Raw genomic sequence first — 21,832 nt, forward strand, 5'->3', positions numbered from 1 at the left:
TGGTCTGCTCCTTTGTCAATACCCTCGAAAGTGAGGCAATCAGTCGGTCAGCTCCGTCGAGGGGGACTCGCGGAACTTTACGTACATAGTTCCCTTGGAAGGAAATTCGCACTCATCGGCGGCCAATGACGCTTCCAGCTCCTCCGTATAGTCGCTATAGCCGAGCAAATAGCCCTCCATGCCAACACCGTCGGCGCGCGAGTACGTGAGAGTATCTGGGCGATGGGTTCCGAAATAGCCTGTAGCTTCGAGCTGGGCAGCGACGACTGCAACAATATCGTCGCCCTCAATGACGAAGAAATGGGTGAAGCCGTTGTTTGGGGTGGGCTTGCCTCCGGACCCTTCGCAAAGTACTTCTCCGAGCGTCGGTGCCTGGAATTCCGCCACGGCAGCATCGAGGTTATCTTGGCGCTCTTGCGCCCCATAAGGGTCAAGCAAAAAACAGCCACCGAGTGACAAGGTCATGAGCAGCATCGTTACTGCAGCAACCGCGTGCTTCCCCGCCATGTTCATTTTCTTCTGCGTCATGCAGAAGAGTATGTCAGTTGAAACGCAGATCTGGTCTCGTTTGTGTAGGAATCCTCGACAATTTTTGGACTAGCTCTAGGTGCAATGCTTTCGCATATTTGCTCGAGATAGACAGGGCGATTCATGCATGGCTGGATTTGCTCCAACGGTTCCACTCGTCGGTGTCAGGGAAATCTCGGACGCGATCGGTGCGGTGGCCCTGGGTGCACGATCCTCCGGAGATTTGTCGGAGCCGTGCTTGAGCGTTGTGCCAGCGTTCAACGAATCCGACGGGTCCGTAGCCGGCGTCGGTGGTGTCATAGGAGACAGTCCATGCGGTTTGTAATGCGGAGAGCTCTTCTACGAGGGCGTCGTGCTTCCACCAGCAATCAGGGATGACGGTCTCGTCAACCGCGTAGCGTTTGCTGATCCACTCGACCCACGAGCGCAGCTCTTCCCATTTCTCAGAGGCGTCTTCGTTCGGTAGCGTTCGCCAGTTCACTGCGATTGCTGCGATCTCTTCGGAGTCTGGTTCGCGGTCGCTTTCTTCTTCGGCGAGGACGTCGTTGATGTCAAAGTCGTCGTAGCTCATGGTTGCTCCGTGATTGTCGTGGTCAGTTTGCGTCGTAGAACGCGTAGAACGCGTAGAACGCGTAGAACGCGTAGGGCGAATGCGCTTGCGACTCGACGGCTGCGCATAGAGCGCAGTGCCTGGTCGCGTTCGAGAAGGCGGTGTAGCAGCTCGTGATGGGCAGGGTGCAGGCTCACGAGGTCGTTGTGCTTTTCGTCAGCTTTCCACCCAGTCGGAGTCTCAGTAACTCCGGAATAGTCGATGTGGTGGAGTTCGAGCTCGCGAACTTTCGCGGCTCTGCTGCAGGCGGCGCAGCGCAACTCGTTTCCGGCTTCGGTTTCTTCGGCGAACCAGCGGGCACGGCGGGCGAACCATGTGCGTGAGCGCAGGTAACCTGTGCGGTATTTGTTGCCGCGTACCGGCCTGCGGGAGTTCGACATCAGTTCTGGGTTTCCTCGAAGTCCAGTTCGAGGGTTTCTTCGGGCTCGGGAAGCACGAGCGGTTCGGCTTTGGCGAACTGGGTGCGGAACTGCTGTTGCTGTTCTGCCTCGGTTGTGCGCTTTCCCGTCGAGATGCTCTTGCTGTCAGCACGATCAGTCCATCCGCGCAGATCGAGGAGCGCACCGCGTCTGTTCCGATAGGCCAACAATCCCATCGACTGAGGCATACGACGGATCTCGTCAACGGTCATCAGCGGAACCCGCTCGAGCTGGTTGCTGGTCGATGCTCCCTGCTGGTTGTAGCTGTAGGAAGAACGCTTCAGCTGCCGCTTTCCAAGCATGGCTTCAATATCGCGCAGGTGCCCCATATCTGAGGCACCGCCGAGCAGGATCTTCGCCGTGGCTGCAGACCAGATGGTGTCTGCTTCTGCCTTCGACCAGGCGGTCTCGGCTTGTGAGAGTGCTTGCAAGACGACCATCGTGCAAATTCCTCGGCCGCCACCGTCAGCCATGACGCGGGGGTAACGCTGGCCAGGCGAACATATTCGCGATCTCGTCGAGGATCAGTCCCAGTGGCAGATCGAGTCGCGAGCCGGGTGTTGCCAGTGCTTTGCGGCGTGCGGTTTCAACCACGTCGTCCAGGAGAGCGCCGAGGAAGCCTCCCATCGCGCCTGAGCCCCAGCTTGAGCCGATCAGGTAGAGAGTGTTTTCGCCGGAGAGAAATTCGTCGGCGTCAAAGTTCTCGCCACGCTTTGGCGAGAGCGCTTCATTTGAAAAGTCACGAATCTGAGCTCAAAGTTTGCTCGCTTCGTCGAAGCCAGCGGAGTGTTTAGCGCTTGTGTAACCCCTGCCGCGCGTTGAGGAAGTCCGTCGTGGAAGACATTGTCTTGGCCATCCTCGATGAGAAACTCACTGAGATGTCGACATTCCTCGACCCAATTTTCCTGAACGCAGTCGGTCCTGCGGCAACGTGGCAGCCAACTTCGAAGACGTGGATCTAAGGCTGCTTGTTCTCTTTCCCTGATTTCACCGATCTGCTGGAGACAGAGTACTTTACCGAGCAATAATCAGATTAGCCGTGCCCACATTTCACCCACACTCGGAGAGCATCGTGGTCAACTCGTGACATCGGGGTCGCACCCAGTCATCAATGTTCTGCAGCGATTTTCGCGACTTCCGCATAGTTCTGCGGGAATGGTTTTCGACTACGGATCAATAGGCCGGGGGTTCAAATCCCTCCGGGCGCACCAAATAAAGCAGGTCTGACCAGCACTTTCTCGTGGAGTGCGGTCGGGCCTGTTTTTCTTTTGCCCACATTTTGCCCACACTTCAAAAAGTTTTGGGATCGAAAATCGACCGATATGCGGCATTTCGACTCTTCCCGACCGAGTGTGTGCCTGAGATTTGGTTCTCCACACGGGAGTGATCTATTGACCTCTAATCGAGGGCTGGGGGCGTAGTCGCTCTCGATGTCCTCATGCGTCACCGATCAGTGCAGCAGACCCTTACTCCGTCAATGGGTCAGGCTCAAGGGCATGTCACTCCCGCGGATTACGATCTCCCACCACTCAACAAAAATATCCTGCTGAAGTTATCGGACGAGATCGGAAATCCGACCGTAGGCTAGCTCAACCGGTCGGCTACCGGTGCCGCAGACCCTTCCAGTGCAGCAAGGTGCTGACGTTCAATCTTCAGCAACACGACAGAGATACCAATAAGTACAACCCCAAGACCTTGGCTAACGATTGAAAGCCAAGCAATAAGGCTTGCAATGGCACCAATGAAAACAGAGACCATCGGCACTGGTTGGCTTATTGTCGCTTCAATAAGTAACGGGTTAAGAAAATTGGTTGAAAGTGCTCCGATAATGAGCATCCAGATACCGAAAACAAGTGCACCTCTCGGACGCTGCAGTGTGTCAATCATTGTGTAGTCTCCATCCATTTAGTGCTGCAATATTCCTTGGTTCCCGCGACTTCATAACTAAGTGCAGACTCTATTCGTTCAAAACGTAGCTCGGATTCGGGATCGGCAGCGACTAATCTTGGTGCCGCCTTCTCCACTAAATCAACGATGATAGGGCCCACATCCGGGAACAGGTACTCCTCCAAAGGTGATGACAGCTGACCGATCTCGGCTCCGTTGAGGACCTCGCTAGCTGTGCTCGTAATTATAGAGACGCACGAACTTTTCCATTCGATTTCTTCGCTCGCATCGGATTCTGGATATGAAGCAGGCGCGCTAATTTCAGTGAATGGTGGGGCCTTTGCGAGAAATTCCTCTAACAAACTAGTTTGCCCATAGACGATCCAATCTTCGCCGAGAGCCAGCGTCAGGTCCTCCCTCAAAGGCGGAACCCATTCGGATACAGCTTGCTCGAGTGCAACGCTGCTCTCGTACTGCCGGAAATGCACATACTCCCCGCCATTGAGGCAAAGAACACCCTTCATGCTGGGGTAGTTATATATATCGTCAGCGAACTGTATGACTTCGCCGCACTGAAAGCTCTCAGCGAGGGAATCGAAATCTAGACGTCTTTCGGGCTCGACAACTGCGCCAACAGCACAGCCGGAGAGAGCTCCAATGCACGCGAGTGCAGCCACGAGGGATGCACTCGCGAGGGAATTAGGCACTATCTAAAGTTGAGGGCTACGTTGTGCCCGGATGCCGACATAGTCCGAATAAGAACATGAGCCGCAGCGTTTCCCCAGCTGTAGATTTTAGTTTGTCCGGCTCCGCACCCAGCGACGTTCCACTGTGTACTTCCCGTGCTTGTGAAGCCGCGGACTTGAACGCACGGAGTCCCTCCGGCAAACCAGGCGCGTTGCCATTCAGTTGCATTTTGATAGCCCGGGAAGCCAAAGATCGCGCACCCAGGTGCAGAGTTCCGGTACGAGCCAGGAACTGCAACGGCATTTGTCCAGCCACACCTAGCGCTAGCACCCGTGGTTATTTCAGTAGGGTCCGATTCGCTCACCTCTGCTCGAAAGAGACCACCCTCTGTCGCGACCAGCGTCTCGTTAGTGACAACAAAGCCTGGCTCTACGAACATTTCATCAGTGTCGGCCACAACGTCAACAGGATTATCCGCGAAAGCGGCGGAGGTCCCGAAGAGGCTAAGCCCGACAAGTATTGCTGTGAAGGGTACTGAAAGTTTAGCGAAACTACGCATGAAATACTTCCTTCCAATTCATTTTTTAGGGCACTGGGTGTGCATCGAGCGCCCAGGTAGACCACCATGTCTACCGAAATTGAGTATCCCTATTTTTAACCACCTGAGTCAACCCTTTAACGGAAAGGGGCCGAGGTCAGGTCAAGATCTCACCTGCTCCTGCAGCAGACCCAATAGCATACTGTCGTCGTGGGTGTGTTCCCGAACCCGGCCGCCCTGTTGCGTCTTGCAGGTTCGGTGCTGATCGAGCAGCACGACGAATGGGAAGCTGGCGACCGCCGCTATTTCTCTGCAGCCTCGATGCTGGGACTGAAGGCCACGAACGTCGCCATCGAAACCGTCGAGGAGGTCAACCTCATCCCCGAACTCGCCGCCACGTAGGCTAAAACCACTGACCCGCACGGAGATGAGAAATCACACCACTCGGCGGGACGTGACCGCCGCTTTTCCCTTTCCTCAATTTCGCCGATACAGTGGAGACTTAGTGCTTTACCGAGCAATAGTCAGATTACGCCGTGCCCACATTTCACCCACACTTGGGGAGCACCTCAGTCAGCTCGCGGCATCGCAGTCGCACCCAGTCACCAGCGTTTTGCAGCGATTTTCGCGAGTTCCGCATAGTTCTGCGGGAATGGTTTTCGACTACGGATCAATAGGCCGGGGGTTCAAATCCCTCCGGGCGCACCAAAAAAAGCAGGTCTGACCAGCACTTTCTCGTGGAGTGGGGTCGGGCCTGTTTTTGCTTGCCCACACTTTGCCCACACTTTGCCCACACTTCAAAAAGTTTTGGGTCGGAATTTAGCCGAAATGCGGCCTTTGTGGCTATGCCCAACCCAGCGTTCGCCTGGGATTTGGTCTGCCGCGTAGAAGTGACCTGTTGACCTCTGATCGAGGGGTTGGGGACTTAGCCGTTCTCGATGTCCTCAAGCTTCACTTGTCCGTGCGGCAGACCCGTGTGGGGGAGAGGGAGGTGTCGCATTCGGCCCGTGCTGTTGCGGGCGGACCTGGCATCGCCATGGGCCTCATCTTTGGCGCCGGACTGCGCTTGGTGGCAGAGTCGATCCCGCGTCTGTGGTTTCGGCGGTCATGACGCGCCGAAATGACGGATCCGCAGTACACATTCTGTGATGGGTAGATACGGACGGAACAGTGGTTCAAACGAGCCCGTCAGCTTCCAGCTGGGTATGTGGAGCGGGCGCTGAGCCTCCGTAGCGAACAGTGCGTGTCGGCTCTGCACCAATAATTACTTGCATACTCGCCGTCATTGACGGACTGGTGCACGCTATGGAGTTCGGACTGTTCTGTTCAGCCATGGACGAAGTCGACGCTCTCGCAGATATAATTGTCCGCGCCGAGAGGACATGAGATGGCGACCGTTCCAGCGGACACACTAGTGCGGCTCGCTCCAGGAATGGCGAGAGCGTGGTTCGGCACTATCGCCGTTATCGTGGCGGCCTCATTGCTGATTCAGTTGATGTTAATTTTTGCCACAGATCAGAATGCGCACTACGGATCTGGCGGCGTGGGTCAGCAACCGGTAGTCAAATTAGTACGGTTTCTGAGCTATTTTACGATTCAGAGCAACTTCTTCGTTCTGTTTACCTCGATTGCTTTGGCGCTGAATCTGCACCGTGAGGGCCCCATCTGGCGATTTGTGCGACTCGATGCGATGCTCGGAATTGTCATCAGTGGGCTGGTCTACAGCACAGTACTCGCGTCGCAGGTCAACCTGACCGGGTGGGGTCTGGCAGCCACTATCGGCTTCCACTACATCGCACCATGGGCCACCCTCCTCGGTTGGCTCGTCTTTGGCCCCCGCTCCCGAATGTCGTGGTCTACGCTGGGATTCGCCTTCATCTGGCCGGTGCTCTGGTTGATCTACACGTTCGTTCATGGTGCGATCACGTCGTGGTATCCGTATCCGTTTCTGGACGTCATACAGCTGGGATACCTCGCAGTGTTCCGCAACACTGCACTCGCCTTAGTCATTGCGATTGTTTTCGCTGCAATTCTGATCCTTATCGATAAGCGACTCCCCGCATTGGTGAAGAAGGAATGTTCGCTCTAACCACAGCGAGCACGGTCCCTTCCGGACCAGGGAGCGGGCAGCGCAGCCCCGCTGCCCATCGAGTCGTCCCCGATGACGCCGCGAGTGGGCCTAACCGGCGTGCGGCAATCGAACCTCCACAAACCCGTCAACAACGCGAGTGTGGAATCGTGGTTGCGGGCTGGTTGCTGGACCATGGACGACCTCTCCGCTGCGCAGCGAAAAAACGCTCTCATGCCAAGGACACTCAACGCACGCATCACGAGTTCCATCGGCAGTCACAGCCTCAACAACCTCGCCTTCATGAAGCGGAGCCGAGAGATGGCTGCAGGTATCCGACAAAACGTGCACCTCGTCGCCGCGGCGGAAGACAAGAAGGGGAACGTTGCCGACAACGTGGCGTTCGAGTTGACCATCGGAAAGGTTGTTGAGCTGTGCCAACGGTTGCCAGCCCTGCGGGAAAAGATGGGGAACATCCTCTGTGTGATTGACGCCGGCGGCTTGTCGGTAGCTTAAGTGGCCACCCAAATATCCTCCTCCGGCCGCAACCATGAGCCCTCCATAGCTCAAGACTTTTCCACTCGCGTGCTTGCCGCGAGTGCGCTGCACGAACGACGCCGCATAAAGTCCGGTGGCACAGATGTTGATGGCAGCATGGACTAGTCCCACACGTTTCTGCTGCTCATGCAATTTCGACCAGTCGGCGAAACCAGCGGTCGCAGTCCCCATAGCGCCGACGACACCTACGCCGATCAAAGTACGAGCCGCGCGGTCGGTGGCCGGCATTAGGTCGAGCACGGCAGCAGAAATCCACGCCCCCAGAGGCACGTGAACGCCGAGCGGGTGCAGCGGGTGGCCCAAAGGAACACCGTGCAGGATGTCTCGAAGCCACCGTGGGCGCAACGCCGCGTTCACGACCGCCTCGGTCTGATTTACCAGTGGATCGAGGGCGTCGGCGTTCTCCAGCCTGTCGACTTGGTTCAGCAGGGGCAGTCGTCTCATAATTCCTCCGTACATTCAGAACAGTCTTTGGTGACGATGACTAGCGTTAGTTAATCTTGTAGTTGCCGCGGGGATCCCAGGTGAAGCCGGATGGCAGCTCGCTGCCTTCTGCGAAGCATGCACTGCCACCCTCAGTATCGTTCGCCGGGGCCCCTCCTTCAATACACGCCATTTCGTTGGAGAAAAGCGCGGTGCCGATCAGGAAGACGGCCACAAAAGTGGCGGCACCCAGCGCGACTACCGCCCCGACGATGAGCAGACCCTTCTTTGTCACACCACTGCTAGTGCTCATTAGACCCCTACTTCCATGACAAGAAGATATGACACGGTCAGCTTACTTACCGCTAGTGTCGTCGGCCATAGCGGTTCATTAGAGTCATGAAAGTTCCATAAGGAATGCAGGAGAGGCTCGTCCGCCACCCGTGCCGAAAGGTTCGGTGCGAGTACTGGATCGGGATCGAAGACAGTCCCAGATAATGCGCAGAAGACCTCATTCTCATGCTTGCGCGAATCAGCGTTGAGTGAAACCGTTTTTACCCAAGGATCGCGCCCGAGTCATAGCCTCGAAGAGGCTATGTGCGACCGCGGAGCTCGGACAGAATCGAGATGCGGTCGTGGACGAGCCACTTGCGGGGTGAGGTCGCATTCGACGGCCGGAAGCTTACGCGCTAGACCGTGTCCGAAGTCTGCGGCGATAAAGTGCGGTTGGTACTTGGTGTTCACTCTTATGCCCGGAGCAGCGAATGTGAAGTCGATCGCGTGACTCGGCTACCGCAACTTATCGGTATGCGGGCGCTCAAGAAGAATTGATGCTTGCCTAGGCGACAGCATTAGCGCTAGCTTCAGTTGCTATCAAATTTGCTCGATACCACCATCGGCTCGAGCTTCATCCTGAACAGAAAGAGAACACGCTCATGGGCTTCCTCGGATTCCTCCTTCTTGGCCTCATCGCTGGTGCAATTGCTAAAGCTATCCTTCCCGGCAAGCAAGGCGGCGGCTGGCTCATCACTCTCATCCTCGGCGTCATCGGCGCGCTGCTTGGTGGATGGCTCGGCTCATTGATCTTCGATGCGTCACTCGAAGAGTTCTTTTCGATCCAAACCTGGCTTCTGGCGATCGGCGGATCGGTCCTCGTGTTGCTCATTTACGGTTTCGTCACTGGCCGTAAATCACGAGCCTGATCCGCATAAGATTCTGCACATCTCAGCACGTAGGTAGATTGCGCTGTCGTTAGGGAAACTGCTCAGGTGGGACATTCGTCACACTTCAGAATTCGGTTCACTGCACGAAGGTGTCGGGTGCGACTTCATTGGCGATGAGTTCGTGCCCGGCATCACCGAGGGTTTGCTCCACACGCCTTCATAAAGCCGGATCTTGCCACCGCGCGCGGGCGTTACAGGCACGGCCAAAAAAATTCATTGCTTGACCTAAAAAGTTACTTACAAAATGCAATGTCAGAATTTAGGCTTATATTTCACGATAAAGGAGGACCCCATGAGCGGTCGCAATACTTTCGTTAGAAGCATGCACGACATAGGACTGGCCGCATGGTTCGGCGGTTCTCTAATGGGTGCGGTAGGACTGAACGGCGCTACTGCGGATGCGGCGTCACCGCGCGAACGGCTTAGGCTCTCTTCGCTTGGTTGGGCCAGATGGGCGCCAGTCCAGCTTGCGGCGCTAGCCGCCCACGGAATTGGGGGCATCGGACTTATCGCGTCGAATAAAGCACGTCTCGCTGCGCAAGAAGAAAGCCGAACGAACACGGCGTGGAAGATCGCGGCCACCAGCCTCGCGCTGGTCACCACCGTGTATTCCGGAGTTCTCGGAAAAATCATCAGCAACCATGCCGGCGAACCAACGGACGGTGTGACGGAGCCGGCGGATGACACCTCTGAACAACTTGCGTCAGCTCAACGTCAGCAGCGCGTCCTCCAATGGGCTACCCCGGTACTTACTCTGGTGATAATCGTGCTTGCTGCGCAACAAGGTGAACAGCAGAGGCCGCTTAAAGGTCTTTTCAAAACGACTATGAAAAATCTTCGGAACTAACACGGACTTTCCTGTGGGGCGATCCGCGATGAAGTGTTCGTAGTAACTCACCGGCACGCAGTTGACACGTGATCACTTCCGGCAGCTCGGTGCCCGCCCTTCGAGGGTATCGCGGTCAACTCGCGGCGGCGGGGGTGCGCTCCGGTGGCACGGGACGCCCTAGATCCACCCATCTCATCGGCGAAACTCTGAATGCAAGCGGAGGCATCTCCACTCTGTAGCTCAAGCTACGCCCGCCCCACCAGACCCATGAAAACCATCGAAGGGATTATAAAGATAATGAGCGACGAGAAGGCCGAAGAAGCCGCACCGTCAGATGCGCATTCCAGTTTCCCACCTATCGAGAGCTGGTGGCCCGCCCTGAGTATTGAAGCTAAGCACCGGCTACTCGAAGACCTAGAAGCGGAGGTTAGCGAACTCGTCGTGCAGGAGATTGAATCCGAAGTCACTTCGCGGATTGCACGCAACAACCGGCACCTCAACGAAGCTGAGCGCGCTTACATACGGACTCAGATCGAGATCGTCGATTAATGACGGCAGCCGCCACACAACCGCACGTCTAACGTCGCCGACTGCCGAGGTTAGCCACCTTAGCTACGCGCAGCCCGATGCCTGGCTACGGAAGACTAGCCGCGAGTGGGAGGTGAACAAGGTGACCAACCGCCCACCGGGATAAGCGCGCGGTGCGCGCGTATTAGCTAGGTTAGGAATGCGATTCCGGCCTACGAACATGCGCGCCCACCGGCGGCCGAACTTCACGATCTGCGAATGACACGACGCATCGAATTGCACCGGCGGCTTTCGCTGCGGTCAAGACCCGCTCGATTCGCGCTTTTCGAGGGGAAGATCGAGCGATTCTGCTCCCCCAGAAATATGACGCCAGTTGTCCTTACCCTGAGGGATTCTCGACTGGGTTGCCGTTCTCGTCCGTGCTTTCGTCGAGCTTAACGTCATCGGACGTCGTAGGAGATTCCGGGGGAGGTGGCGTCTTCTTCGGCCCGCGCGAGCTTTCTTCCTCTGGAAGGGGCGAATCGTAACTCATTATGTTCCTTTCGATATCGTGACGTGCATCGCATTAAATTGGAATAAAGAGTGCTTCGGGGAAGACTAGCTTCCTCTGAATCGCAAATACGGGGCTTGACAAGCCGAGTTCGCATCGTACACCGAAGGCTCGAATATTTGTCGCCCAGCTGAGAGCATGACTGTCCGCCGCTACTCAGAGCAGGAGGGTCTGCTGCACCGGTAGGTGGAATCCAAGCGGTGGGAGGAAAGCTTTACCTTCGTGGAAAGGGCCTCTGATCAAACTGTATTCCGGGGTACTCGATAGATTCAAGAATGAACCCCGGTTGGCCGTTTCGGTGCTGAACAAAGCAGTCGAAAGCCGCGACGGAATCGCTCTTTAGCCTGCTACAGAAGAACGTATTGAACCGCCGCTCTGGGGACACTCGTGAGCAATTGCGCATCACGATCGTCGTCTGGATCGAACGGACCTGCCTCCGACGCCGCTGGCAACCCTGACTGGGTCGCTTGAAGCCGACCGAATTCGACGTAATCGTAAAGACGTCAGCCAACTAGGCTGCGTAACTAACAATTTCACGTAAACGTGCAGCAGACCTTTGCGACCAGACTAGAAATTGTCATTACCGCTAAGGCGGTAGTTCTCGGGAACATCTTTAATAGCCATGATGGTGAATCCTCTTCGGGTGTATCTGAGCCCGCTGAGGATCTATCGGACAGTCTCGCCTATGTCCAACGCGGACGACAGATTCCGTAATGGGCTACCCCAACGCTTGCCCGGTGGTGATCGTGCTCGCGGCTAGGCAGGGGAAAAGCCGAAGCCCACAAACGGGCTAGTCCCGATGAAGTCCGAAAATTTTCAAATGTAGAGCAGCCGGCGAACCTAGAAACGGCGTCTGCGCAAACTCGCGTCAACCCTCTATTCGCGGATCGCAGCGAGCGTAGTAGTCCCTTTACGTTATAAGTCACGCGGATGCGCTCCGGCACTGACGCGCGTGCAGTCGACCTGCCCGGAATCTCGTCAGCGTGAGCTTTTCGAGCGCGCCCCTGACGAACGAAACCGCCCTATCCGAGCTCACAATCCGCGGGAGCTCGTATTGCGGTTCCAGCTCGTGACGATAATGACGATTCACGGAGCAATATGAAGTACGTCAACTCTCAGAAAAACTTCAGCAAGACTACTTAATATCTATGCATGATTTACGGTCGTACGCAATGACAATGACAATGGTGGCGCAAACGCCAGCTCGGTTTCACTCACGGGGACGTTTGAGCAGCCAAGTCCTTGACGTGCTCCTTTCTCCCCCCAATCTCGCAGGAGTTGCCTTAGAGGGGTTGGCCGAGTCCGTCCAACGAGCGTTGCTGGAAGCTACCGATGTGGTGCGAGATGATGACCTCCAATTGACTCTATTTATCTTGCACGGGTTGCATTACGGAGACACCGTCGTTGCCGATGACCAGTGGGAATGGCATCCGACTTTGGTCTCGATGCGTTTAGATATCGAAAGAGCTTTCGAGGCGTATCTGCGGTCGAAAGCCGCCGTACCCAGCTTGCCTCTGGTTGATCGGGAGGCCGTTGCCGCTGCGCTCTTCACGCTAACGGCCCCAGAACCCGGCCCGAGCCTGTCCCGCTACGTGGCAAAAAAAGCCACCAACGAACAACTCCGCGAGTTTGTCGTCCACCGTTCGATTTACACACTGAAAGAGGCGGACCCGCACTCTTGGGCGATACCGCGACTCTCAGGACGCGCCAAGGCCGCCCTTGTGGAGATTCAAGCCGACGAGTACGGAAGCGGTCGCTTTGATGACATGCATTCGATTATCTTCGCTCGGATGATGCGCGCATTGGGACTCGACGAGCGTTACGGCAGCTATGTGCAAAATGTTCCTGCGATCACCTTAGCTTCGCTCAACATGATCTCGATGTTTGGCCTTAATCGGCGGTTGCGTGGCGCGACGGCCGGGCATCTTGCGGCATTTGAAATGACATCTTCAATCCCCAACCGGCTATACGGCAACGGATTTCGGCGACTGGGCTATGACAGCGAGGTCACCAGATACTTCGACATCCACGTGGAAGCTGACGCTATTCACGAACAAATTGCTGGCCGAGAATTGGCGGGCGCTCTTGCGGAAGATTATCCAGAGCTCCTTGAAGACATCATGTTCGGTGCCAACGCCTGCATGATGGTCGACGGCTGGGTAGGCCAACATATTCTCGACTCGTGGAGCGAAGGCAAGTCGTCACTGCGAGTACCACTAAACGAAGAAACTAACCCGCTCTGGCGAGCCGCGCATCCCGCACGGATGTCGGGCCGACTGAACAACTAGGGCGGGACCGCCATGCCTTGTGGGCTCAAATTGATAGCCCGACAAGATCAACGCCTCATGAGCGATGAGTAGGAGAGTGCGATGACCGACGCAGGCTCATCTGCACCAAAGGCGCAGATCTTTGCGTGCCCGAACGGGCCGCTGTTGGTTCGGGGTGATGTAGAGATTGTCGACCCCGATGGCGAGTCGACGGTGACTCATCGAACCGTTGCACTGTGTCGCTGCGGCGTGTCTTCGATTAAGCCTTTCTGTGATGGGACTCACAAACTGGTCGACTTCCGTACTGTGCCCCGAGACGCATCTGAGAACGGATCGTGAGGGGTGCCAGAGACAAGCACATCGGAGTCGCGAGATATTTGGCGTGGGGGCGGAGTGGTGCGCCATCGCGCAGTTCCTGCCGCGAGCGGTCGGCCCGCTACAAACCCTAGTGATACTGACTCGGTCCCGGAGCCGACGTCTACTTCGCTGCAATGCATCGCCCGACAGGGCGGTCGTGTGCTGCGGGAAGCCCGTCGCCCAAGAGACCCCCTCGGCCGTTCGCAACGATCAGCTCACTGATGTGTCGACATTTCTGGATCCAGATTTCGTGGGCGCAGTCGATCCTGCGGCAGTGTGGGACCCAACTTCGAAAACCTGAAGCTGAGGCCGCTTTTCTCTTTCCTTAGTTTCACCGATCGACTGGAGACATAGCTCTTTACCGAGCAATAGTCAGATTGTTCGTGCCCACATTTCACCCACACCTGAGGAGCACCCCAGTCAACTTGCGGCATCGGAGTCGCGCCCAGTCATCAGTGTTTTGCAGTGATTTTGGGCACTTCTGCATAGTTCTGCGGGAATGGTTTTCGACTACGGATCAATAGGCCGGGGGTTCAAATCCCTCCGGGCGCACCAGCTAAAATAGGTCTGACCAGCACTTTCTCGTGGAGTGCGGTCAGGCCTGTTTTTCTTTTGCCCACATTTTGCCCACACTTGAGCCCGGAAACCAGACGATTGGGTGCGTTTCGACGCCTGAACATCCGCATGATTCCGCGGGCGTGGCCTGTTAACCTAGCGTGGCCTATTGATCTGCGGGTAACAGGCTCGGACATATTCGCTGCCGAGTTGGGTTTAGTTGACCAAGCGCTGCGCGGCGATACGTCCCTTGAGTTCGTGCAAATCCGAGGACGGTTAAACAAGTCCCCCCTCCCCGCACGACACCCGCACCTTCGTGCAGGTTGGCTGCGGACCTAGTGGGATCTGCGTTCAGGAAGACCGGGCCCGATGGATTGTTCGATGGGAATAGCGAGAGCGGCGCGGACGCCCTCACAAAGATTGCTGATATCGCAGGGTCAATTGCGGCCGTCGATGGCGAGTCCAGCTAAATCTGAGTTGCAGCCGAGGCGCCCTAGTCGGTGCCTCGCGCTCTCCTCTAGATGTGTATTCTTCAGTGGTGCCCAGTTTCCGCCGCATCGATGTCACGCAGTGGATTTTTCTGCGGACTGAGACCATCGGGCAGAGCGAGGCTGAGTGGCTATACGACCCCGCGTTCGATGCGACGGGCGAGCCTCCCCCTGAGTGGCTATTCAAACCTGTCGAGACACACAAGAACGGCACTCGCCAAGGCGGAGACTGGGCAGAAAAGATCGTGAGCGAACTTGCCACGCTGCTCGGAATCCCCTCCGCTTCAATCGATCTGGCGGCCCTGCGAGGCCGCGAAGGCTCAATTTCTCGCAACGTTGCGCCTCCACTATTTGACCAGTTTTCTGGGCGGTTGTGGGTGGCGGCCGCAGTCAATGACTATCCACAAAGCCATGTCAGAGTCGGTTCGTTTAGCGAGGGCTACACGCTCTCAAACATCCAGGCTTCCCTTTCCGCTGTCGGCCCACCTCCCGATTTTCAGCCCACTCAGGGGCTTTCCGGGTTTGATGTCTTCTGCGGGTACTTGCTGCTCGATGCGCTGGTTGCAAACCGTGACCGTCATGAGGAGAACTGGGGAGTGATGAAGCCCACAGTTACTCCCGGCACCGCGATGCTGGCGCCACTCTTCGATAACGCTGGGAGTGTTGGGTATCAGTTGTCTGACTTCAACCGAACGTCAATACTTAAGGAAGCCGGCGGGCTGGACAAGTGGGCCGGCAAAGGTTCCGCTTGGAGATTTGACGAGACCGGCAGCAACGGCAAGATGCTCACTCTGGTTGAGCTTGCTTTGAAGGCGTTCGCCAGCTCGAGTCAGGCTGCTCAACGGCACTGGCGCTCACGGTTCAACGCACTAACAAAGAACGATGTTCAGGGGATTGTCGAGCAAATCCCGGGAATGTCGGTGGTTTCCCGTACATTCGCAGTTGAACTAATCATGACAAACGTAGGAAGGATTCGTGATGGCTACCGCAGTATTGCCCCGTGACAGCAGGTCATCCGAGAACGACGGCGCCATCGGCGACGCCCAGCGTCTTGTCGTTACTTGGCAGCACCCTGTTTCTCGAGACATTGCACCTATTGCTGTGCTTACTTTCGATGGCACCGAGTACACCTTTGCCTATTTGGAAGGTGCGCCGGGCGTAGAGGGCTTCAGCCCCTTACTTGGGTTCCCCGAATTTGGAGAGCGCTATGTGTCGGAAAGACTCTTCCCATTGTTCGCTCAGCGTGCAATGGACCCGCGACGCCCCGATTTTCAGCGATACGTTACGGAATTGGGATTGACAGAGTCGACGGCATCGCCGTGGGAGCAGATCTCAAGGTCGACGGGCTCGCGCGGAAGCGACACGCTTCAGCTATTCCCCGCACCTAGGTTTGAGACTGACGCCTGGGTGTGTGACTTCCTTGTTCACGGCATCCGACACCTCCTCACAAAAGATGTGACGTTCGCTGGTGAAGTGCAGCCGAAGTATGAGCCAGACCAGTTGGAAGTCGCTCTAATGGGGCTCACTGCTGGTGACCAGCTGGTCGTGGAGCATGAAACGGCCAACAAGTACTCGGATACCGCTCTACTTATCGGTTCGTTGACTGGTCAGCCAGTCGGATGGGTGCCGAACTGGCTGGCAAAAGAGGTCTTAAAGCTTCAAGCGGACGGACGTCTTACATTTCTCGTCGAACACGTGAACCCAATTGACGCCGGTTGGCATCTGAGATTGGTTGCGCGCATGCGGGCAGCTTGTGAAGAGGACTTTGAGTTCTTCGTTGGTGAGGGTTGGCGCACTTTAGCGTAAGTGTCTCGAACTCTATGGGCTCTCTGGAGCGGGGGACCTCCTCCGACGCCGAACCAAATCGGGATCTCGCCGCGCTCGGCGTGCGGCGGGGTGCGTCCGATGGCGTGGCTTCCAAACGGGGTGAGACTGACCGCCTACTAGGGCGAAGCGTCAGACCTCAGTTCTACCGAACTGTAGGGGTTCATCGATGCTGTCGCTAGTGGCCCCCACGCGTACCGCTCGGTCGCGTCTATTTGCTCGACGACATCGCGCAGGCGCACCGCGACATCGTCGAGCAGTCGTCGGGGTTCGGGCGGCGTTGGAACGCTCTGGCGTGGATCATGGGCCGTACAGCGTTCACGAGAAGATGCGGTCCCTCGGGATGGCAGCGCCGTCGACGGCGTCGCTGTCGCGAATCTTTCGCGACGCCGACGTTGCGAAGGTCTAGCCGAGGAAGAAACCGCGGGCCTCGTATCGGCGGTTCGTCTATCCTGCGCCGGACGCCTGCTGGCAGCTCGACGGAACCGAATACGTCCTGACGGGCGGACGCAAATGCGTGATCTTCCAGCTCATCGACGACCACTCCCGGCTCGCGATCGCCTCCCAAGTCGCCTGGGGCGAAACCTCGGCCGGCGCCATTGCCGTCGTCAGCAAAGGCATCGCAGCCCACGGGGTTCCGCAGCGACTGCTCTCCGACAACCGCGCAGCGCTGAACCCACCCCGCCGCGGAGCGGTGGGCGAGCTCGTGTCCTATGTCACCGCGCTCGGGGTCGAGGCGATCACCGGCAAACCCTATAAACCAACCACGCAGGGAAAGAACGAACGCTTCCACCAGACCCTGTTTCGCTGGCCCGACAAACAGGACCTCGCCGGCTCTCTCGAGGAACTCCAAGCCCAAGTCGACGCGTTCGACCGGATCTATAACAACGAACGACCCCACCAAGGACTCCCAGGCAGGGTCACGCCCGCTGCTGCTTGGGAGGCGACCCCAATAGTGGACCCACCGAAACCCAGCAACCAGATTCGCCCGGTCGGGTCTGTTTGTTATGTATCAGGACATCTCTAACGGTTCTGCATCAATAGAGCTCTGACCTTTCAGCGGTCTTTGGTCCTGACACTTCCCGTCATTGTTTGAGGCATGAGTCGTATTGAGCCTGTTGATCCTCGTGTCCGTCTTGCTATTACGCAGTGGCCGCCCGATGCTCCGCGGGGTGCGGTGAGCACGTTCTGCGCGGAGCACCGCATCTCCCGGGAGACGTTCTACGCGATAAAATGGCGGGCGCTCGTGGAGGGTCAGGCGGCGGCCCTTGAGCCTCGAACTCGTCGGCCGAGGTCGAGCCCGAACCGAACCGCTGACGACGTGAAGGCTCAGGCGATCGGGGTTCGGGCCGCGCTGGAGCAGTCGGGGCTTGATCATGGGCCGATCAGTGTTCACGATAAAATGCGCGCGTTGGGAATGACGCCGGTCCCGTCGACGGCAGCACTATCGCGAATCTTCCGCGATGCCGGGGTTGCCCGGGTGGAACCGCGGAAGAAGCCGCGGGCGTCGTTCCGGCGGTTCGTTTATCCAGCGCCGAACGCGTGCTGGCAGCTCGACGGCACCGAATATGTCCTCACCGCTGGGCGCAAATGCGTGATCTTCCAACTCATCGACGACCACTCCCGCCGCGCGGTCGCCTCCCATGTTGCTTGGGGTGAAACCTCAGAAGGCGCGATCGCGGTCGTGAAGAAAGGCATCCAGGCCCACGGTGTTCTGCAGCGCCTGCTCACCGATAACGGGGCCGCCCTGAACCCGTCGAGGCGCGGAGCGGTCGGTCAGCTCGTTACCTATGTCAGCAGGCTCGGCGTTGAGGCGATCACCGGCAAGCTCTATAAGCCGACCACGCAGGGCAAGAACGAACGCTTCCACCAGACTCTGTTCCGGTTCCTCGACAAACAACCCCTCGCCGGCACCCTCGAGGAGTTGCAGGGCCAGGTCGATGAGTTCGACCAGATCTACAACACCGAGCGGCCCCATCAGGGACTGCCCGGACGGATCACCCCGCTTCAGGCTTGGGAGGCAACACCGAAAGCAGACCCACCCAGGCCACGAAACCAAATACGACCCGTTGGCTGGGACGGAATCCGCCGCACGACGGTCGCCGTCAACGGCATCGTCCAAGTCCGGCAAACCCGGTTCCATGTCACCCGGCTCCTCGCCGGCCAGAGCGTCTATCTCGTCGAGACCGACCAGCACCTGCTGATCTTCGACGACCAAGGCACCGAGATCATGAAACACCGCTGGCCGAAACCCGGAACCAAATACGTCCGCTCCGGTCGGCCCAGAGGACGACAACCCGGAACCCTCTAAGTGTCAGAGATGTCCCGATGCAGAAACTGTCAGAGATGTCCTGATGCAGAGTTGTCAGGCATGTCCTGATACATCACACGGTCAGGCCTGTTTTTTGTTTGCCCACATTGTGCCCACACTTCACAAAGTTCTGGGTCGGATTCCGGCCGAGATGCGGCCTTTGCGACTTGTCCCGGCCCAGTGTTTGCCTGAGATTAGGTCTACCGCGTAGAAGTGACCTATTGACCTCTGGTCGAGGGGCTATGGGTTTGGCAGTTCAAGATGTCTTCATTCGTTGCTGATCAGTGCAGCAGACCCGGAGGGGCAGGGGCGATCGTGTCCTTCTTCGCCGTCGGTTGCCCTGTATGCAACAAACTTGTCCTGATCGCTCTGGGCACTAGGGGCGCCCTGCAATTCTTCGAACCCATCCAACCGTATCTGGCTGCCGCATCCATCGCTTTCTTGGTCTGGGCGCTCACCCGTCGACTGACCAGCGAAGAGGCCTGCGCCGTCACCAGTGTGAATATCGCGGAAGGCGCCGATCTCTCTCCCCAGATAGCGGGAACCTAGCTAGCGGAACCTGACCCCCTGCTGAACTTGACCATCTAAGCGGCCATCTGTGGAGCAGGTATATGAGCCGCTGGTCTCGAGTCAACAAGGACGCCAGGCACTGCGTTTTTGGCTACTCATGGTAGAAAATGTGCTGCACAGGGGTAGGCGGTGGCTGAAATTTCTATTATGCTTCCACGCAATCTGCATCATTCTGAAACATTCATTTCAAGGAGATCATCGTGGATCATCGCTATTTGCCACCCCTAGTGGGCTTGGTCACCGTCATGCTTGTCGCATCAAGCGTCCCTGCTGCAGCATCGCCCACCGCCACAACATGGAAGAACAGAATCCGCCCTACCGCTGTCCTCATTGGCGGAAATCTGGCCGAGAACGCGGATATCCTCTCCGCCATTGTGGCGAAGGCTGATCCAGATGGATCTGGCCCGGCCAAGGCCAGAATCGCGATCGTGACAGCAGCATCCACCGATGCAAGCACCCCAGAGGATGCAGCTAATGACGAACTCAACAATGCAGCCGCGAATGGAATCTACTATTCGTCACTGTTCCAACGCTTCGGTGCCGAGACCTACGCGGTGCCGATCGATGGAGCCGTCGACTACCCCGGGGATGAGTACACGCCCGACCGGGCGAATGATCCAGCAGTAGCTGCGGCGGTGCGCGAAAGCACTGGTGTCTTCTTCGGCGGTGGCGACCAGATGCGGTATGTGCGCACTCTCCAGAACTGCGAGGATGCCGCGCGAGAGGCATTCACCAACTGCACCGACACGCCCGTTCTCAGCGCACTCCGCGAGGTAGCCGATCGAGGGGTGGTCTCCGGAGTCAGTGCGGGACTCACGATCCTGCAGGGGGCAGACATGATCACGGGCGGTGAATCCTACGAGGGATGGCGGGACGGCGCTACCGCGGGGTACCTCGACGATGCGTCCGAGCTCGGCTACCTTCCATCTGGGGGCTTCGGCTTCATTGACTCCGTGATGCTAGACAGCCATTTCACGACGTGGGGGCGGCAGGGGCGTGCGGTGAAGCTCGCCCTCGAGACGGGACACAGGCTCGTACTCGGTGTCGACGAGACAACCGCCGTCGTCGTGGACCGTCGTACTCAGCACGCGACGGTGATCGGCGTCAATGGGGCATCGCTGCTCGACCTCCGGTTCGCCCGATCGAATGACGCAGGTGTCTCTGGCGTGCGGTGGAGCTACCTGACTGCGGGAGATACTCTCAATCTCCGCGCCGGCCTCACTCGGCGCGCGCCAGGATCGACGGCCGTTTTGACGACTGCGGCCGCTGTGGCACCCGTCGAGGATGTTTGGGATTCAATCGATGGCGACGGTAGCGAGTACACGCTACGCGATCTCGGTCGCTCGGTCGTGAGCGCAACGAGCCGCGAAGGCAGCGGGAACAGTCTCGAGATCGAACCGCAGTTCACCACGTCTCTGCGCGGCGATCGGTTCACCCAGGCGTGGACCACCCCAGCGGGAGTGATCTCGTTCTCGAACGTGAAGCTCGCAATTCAGTCGAGCGAGTAGCTCGGTCCGGAACAACGGCCGCATCCATTCGGGTGCGGCCGTTGTTGTTACAATTTGTTGGAATACTGGCAATTAAGAAACGTTTGTTACATACTGATCGTGACGAGTCGCTCAACGAAGAGCGGCCAAAGGAAGGGCATCTCATGGCACTACATTCCCAGCACACTCGCCGCACTCTCGTGGGCGCGGCCATCCTTGCAACCACCGCACTCTTCACTACAGGGTGCAGTCCGGCCTCCGAACCCGGAGATTCAGCAGCCAAGCCCGTCGAGGTAGCAGGTGTCACAATCAGCGTCGACGATGCTGCACGCGCGGCTCTACCGCAGAAATACATTGACGCTGGTTCCCTGAAGGTAGCCACCGATGTGCCGTACGCACCCTTCGAGATGTTCGAAAGCGAAGGATCTGACGTCATCACCGGCGTGGACTACGACCTCGGTCAGGCAATCGGCGCAAAGCTCGGCATCAACTTCGATTTCGAACAGCAGAAGTTCGACGGCATCATCCCGGCGCTGCAAGCCGGCAAAGTCCAGGTCGCGATCTCGGCAATGACCTCGAGCGTCGACCGGATGGACGTACTCACTTTCGTCGACTACTCCGCATCCGGAACCGGAATCCTGGTAAAAAAAGGTAATCCCGCCAGCATAGGAACCTACCTAGATCTGTGCGGGCAGAAGCTCGCAGTCCAGTCCGGAGCCAGTCAGATTGACCTCGTCGCCGTGTGGCAAGACGAATGCGCTGCCGCAGGAAAGGGTGCGATCGCACTGTCGGAGTACCCCAAAGACTCAGACGCGCAGCTCGCGATCACCAGCGGCAAAGTCATTGCGAGCGTACTGACGAAGCCATCGGCCGGCTTCGTCGCAAAGACGGCCAATGACGGCAACACCTTTGAGGTCATCGAAGACCCGAAGGCACCGACCGGCTACGACTCGACACTCAACGGAATTGGTGTGTTGAACGCCGACTCGGATCTCGCCGATGCCATCCAACTGGCCCTTCAGTCCCTGATGGATGACGGCACTTACATGACCATCCTCGAGGCATACGGTGTTGAAGGCATCGCAATCGACGCGGCAACCATCAATGCCGCCAAGTCCTAGGATC

The 21,832-nt window shown here is 57.6% G+C and carries 21 protein-coding genes and 3 pseudogenes; 16 read left to right on the forward strand and 8 right to left on the reverse strand.

Features of this window, described 5'->3' with window-relative positions; translation table 11 throughout:
* Window positions 1-39: 39 nt before the first annotated feature.
* The 4 genes from AC1ENN_RS01490 to AC1ENN_RS01505 all read right to left on the reverse strand — a co-directional run bounded on the left by AC1ENN_RS01490 (window position 40) and on the right by AC1ENN_RS01505 (window position 1,997).
* Window positions 40-528 carry a hypothetical protein gene (locus AC1ENN_RS01490; RefSeq protein ID WP_141629992.1) on the reverse strand — a complete coding sequence of 163 codons (489 nt, stop codon included), beginning with the start codon at window positions 526-528 and terminating at the stop codon, window positions 40-42.
* Window positions 529-649: 121 nt separating this feature from the next.
* Window positions 650-1,099, reverse strand: a complete 450-nt coding sequence (locus tag AC1ENN_RS01495; protein WP_480406501.1) for a hypothetical protein — start codon at window positions 1,097-1,099, stop codon at window positions 650-652.
* Window positions 1,096-1,518, reverse strand: a complete 423-nt coding sequence (locus tag AC1ENN_RS01500; RefSeq protein ID WP_480406502.1) for a hypothetical protein — start codon at window positions 1,516-1,518, stop codon at window positions 1,096-1,098. Before AC1ENN_RS01500 ends, AC1ENN_RS01495 begins: the two co-directional genes overlap by 4 nt.
* A complete protein-coding gene (locus AC1ENN_RS01505) occupies window positions 1,518-1,997 on the reverse strand; it encodes a TraM recognition domain-containing protein (protein ID WP_480406479.1) in 480 nt (159 codons plus the stop codon). Before AC1ENN_RS01505 ends, AC1ENN_RS01500 begins: the two co-directional genes overlap by 1 nt.
* A gap of 393 nt (window positions 1,998-2,390) precedes the next feature.
* On the opposite strand from AC1ENN_RS01505, the gene AC1ENN_RS01510 reads away from it, so the two are divergent.
* Window positions 2,391-2,519, forward strand: coding sequence for a hypothetical protein (locus AC1ENN_RS01510; protein ID WP_480406503.1), 129 nt, complete (start codon window positions 2,391-2,393; stop codon window positions 2,517-2,519).
* Between the two features lie 622 nt (window positions 2,520-3,141).
* Here AC1ENN_RS01510 and AC1ENN_RS01515 read toward each other — a convergent pair.
* Window positions 3,142-3,444, reverse strand: coding sequence for a hypothetical protein (locus tag AC1ENN_RS01515; protein WP_480406504.1), 303 nt, complete (start codon window positions 3,442-3,444; stop codon window positions 3,142-3,144).
* Window positions 3,441-4,151: a cytochrome P450 family protein gene (locus AC1ENN_RS01520; protein WP_480406505.1), complete on the reverse strand. Its 711-nt coding sequence runs from the start codon at window positions 4,149-4,151 to the stop codon at window positions 3,441-3,443. The genes AC1ENN_RS01515 and AC1ENN_RS01520 overlap by 4 nt, the downstream gene beginning before the upstream one ends.
* A 719-nt stretch (window positions 4,152-4,870) precedes the next feature.
* Between AC1ENN_RS01520 and AC1ENN_RS01525 the strand changes: the two are divergent.
* Together AC1ENN_RS01525 and AC1ENN_RS01530 are read left to right on the forward strand one after the other, a co-directional pair.
* Window positions 4,871-5,071, forward strand: a pseudogene (locus tag AC1ENN_RS01525) (IS256 family transposase); the annotation flags it as partial.
* 985 nt (window positions 5,072-6,056) lie between these two features.
* Window positions 6,057-6,758: a Pr6Pr family membrane protein gene (locus AC1ENN_RS01530; RefSeq protein ID WP_480406506.1), complete on the forward strand. Its 702-nt coding sequence runs from the start codon at window positions 6,057-6,059 to the stop codon at window positions 6,756-6,758.
* A 90-nt stretch (window positions 6,759-6,848) separates the two neighbouring features.
* Here AC1ENN_RS01530 and AC1ENN_RS01535 read toward each other — a convergent pair whose 3' ends face one another.
* Window positions 6,849-7,739, reverse strand: coding sequence for a Rieske (2Fe-2S) protein (locus tag AC1ENN_RS01535; RefSeq protein ID WP_480406507.1), 891 nt, complete (start codon window positions 7,737-7,739; stop codon window positions 6,849-6,851).
* A 46-nt stretch (window positions 7,740-7,785) separates the two neighbouring features.
* Entirely contained in the window at window positions 7,786-8,031 is a 246-nt protein-coding gene (locus AC1ENN_RS01540) for a hypothetical protein (protein ID WP_480406508.1), read from the reverse strand.
* A gap of 622 nt (window positions 8,032-8,653) precedes the next feature.
* Between AC1ENN_RS01540 and AC1ENN_RS01545 the strand changes: the two genes are divergently transcribed.
* The 13 genes and pseudogenes from AC1ENN_RS01545 to AC1ENN_RS01605 all read left to right on the forward strand — a co-directional run bounded on the left by AC1ENN_RS01545 (window position 8,654) and on the right by AC1ENN_RS01605 (window position 21,828).
* Window positions 8,654-8,920 (forward strand): GlsB/YeaQ/YmgE family stress response membrane protein, encoded by a 267-nt coding sequence (locus AC1ENN_RS01545; RefSeq protein WP_480406509.1) that lies wholly within the window; start codon window positions 8,654-8,656, stop codon window positions 8,918-8,920.
* A gap of 313 nt (window positions 8,921-9,233) precedes the next feature.
* A complete protein-coding gene (locus AC1ENN_RS01550) occupies window positions 9,234-9,788 on the forward strand; it encodes a hypothetical protein (protein ID WP_480406510.1) in 555 nt (184 codons plus the stop codon).
* Window positions 9,789-10,067: 279 nt separating this feature from the next.
* A complete protein-coding gene (locus AC1ENN_RS01555; protein ID WP_480406511.1) occupies window positions 10,068-10,319 on the forward strand; it encodes a hypothetical protein in 252 nt (83 codons plus the stop codon).
* Window positions 10,320-11,168: 849 nt separating this feature from the next.
* A pseudogene (locus AC1ENN_RS01560) lies at window positions 11,169-11,303 on the forward strand (IS3 family transposase); the annotation flags it as partial.
* 723 nt (window positions 11,304-12,026) lie between these two features.
* Entirely contained in the window at window positions 12,027-13,136 is a 1,110-nt protein-coding gene (locus AC1ENN_RS01565) for an iron-containing redox enzyme family protein (RefSeq protein WP_480406964.1), read from the forward strand.
* 81 nt (window positions 13,137-13,217) lie between these two features.
* Window positions 13,218-13,454: a CDGSH iron-sulfur domain-containing protein gene (locus AC1ENN_RS01570; RefSeq protein ID WP_480406512.1), complete on the forward strand. Its 237-nt coding sequence runs from the start codon at window positions 13,218-13,220 to the stop codon at window positions 13,452-13,454.
* A gap of 1,111 nt (window positions 13,455-14,565) precedes the next feature.
* Window positions 14,566-15,519, forward strand: a complete 954-nt coding sequence (locus AC1ENN_RS01575; RefSeq protein ID WP_480406513.1) for a hypothetical protein — start codon at window positions 14,566-14,568, stop codon at window positions 15,517-15,519.
* On the forward strand, window positions 15,494-16,321 hold the full coding sequence (locus AC1ENN_RS01580) for a hypothetical protein (protein ID WP_480406514.1): 828 nt from the start codon (window positions 15,494-15,496) through the stop codon (window positions 16,319-16,321). The genes AC1ENN_RS01575 and AC1ENN_RS01580 overlap by 26 nt, the downstream gene beginning before the upstream one ends.
* 286 nt (window positions 16,322-16,607) lie before the next feature.
* Window positions 16,608-17,315 (forward strand): annotated as a pseudogene (locus tag AC1ENN_RS01585) (integrase core domain-containing protein); the annotation flags it as partial.
* A gap of 123 nt (window positions 17,316-17,438) precedes the next feature.
* Entirely contained in the window at window positions 17,439-18,650 is a 1,212-nt protein-coding gene (locus AC1ENN_RS01590; RefSeq protein WP_480406515.1) for an integrase core domain-containing protein, read from the forward strand.
* Between the two features lie 261 nt (window positions 18,651-18,911).
* On the forward strand, window positions 18,912-19,199 hold the full coding sequence (locus AC1ENN_RS01595) for a hypothetical protein (protein ID WP_480406516.1): 288 nt from the start codon (window positions 18,912-18,914) through the stop codon (window positions 19,197-19,199).
* Between the two features lie 221 nt (window positions 19,200-19,420).
* On the forward strand, window positions 19,421-20,728 hold the full coding sequence (locus AC1ENN_RS01600) for a cyanophycinase (protein ID WP_480406517.1): 1,308 nt from the start codon (window positions 19,421-19,423) through the stop codon (window positions 20,726-20,728).
* Window positions 20,729-20,871: 143 nt separating this feature from the next.
* A complete protein-coding gene (locus tag AC1ENN_RS01605; RefSeq protein ID WP_480406518.1) occupies window positions 20,872-21,828 on the forward strand; it encodes an ABC transporter substrate-binding protein in 957 nt (318 codons plus the stop codon).
* Window positions 21,829-21,832: the final 4 nt, after the last annotated feature.

It is taken from the genome of Rhodoglobus sp. G.S.23 (assembly GCF_056675935.1).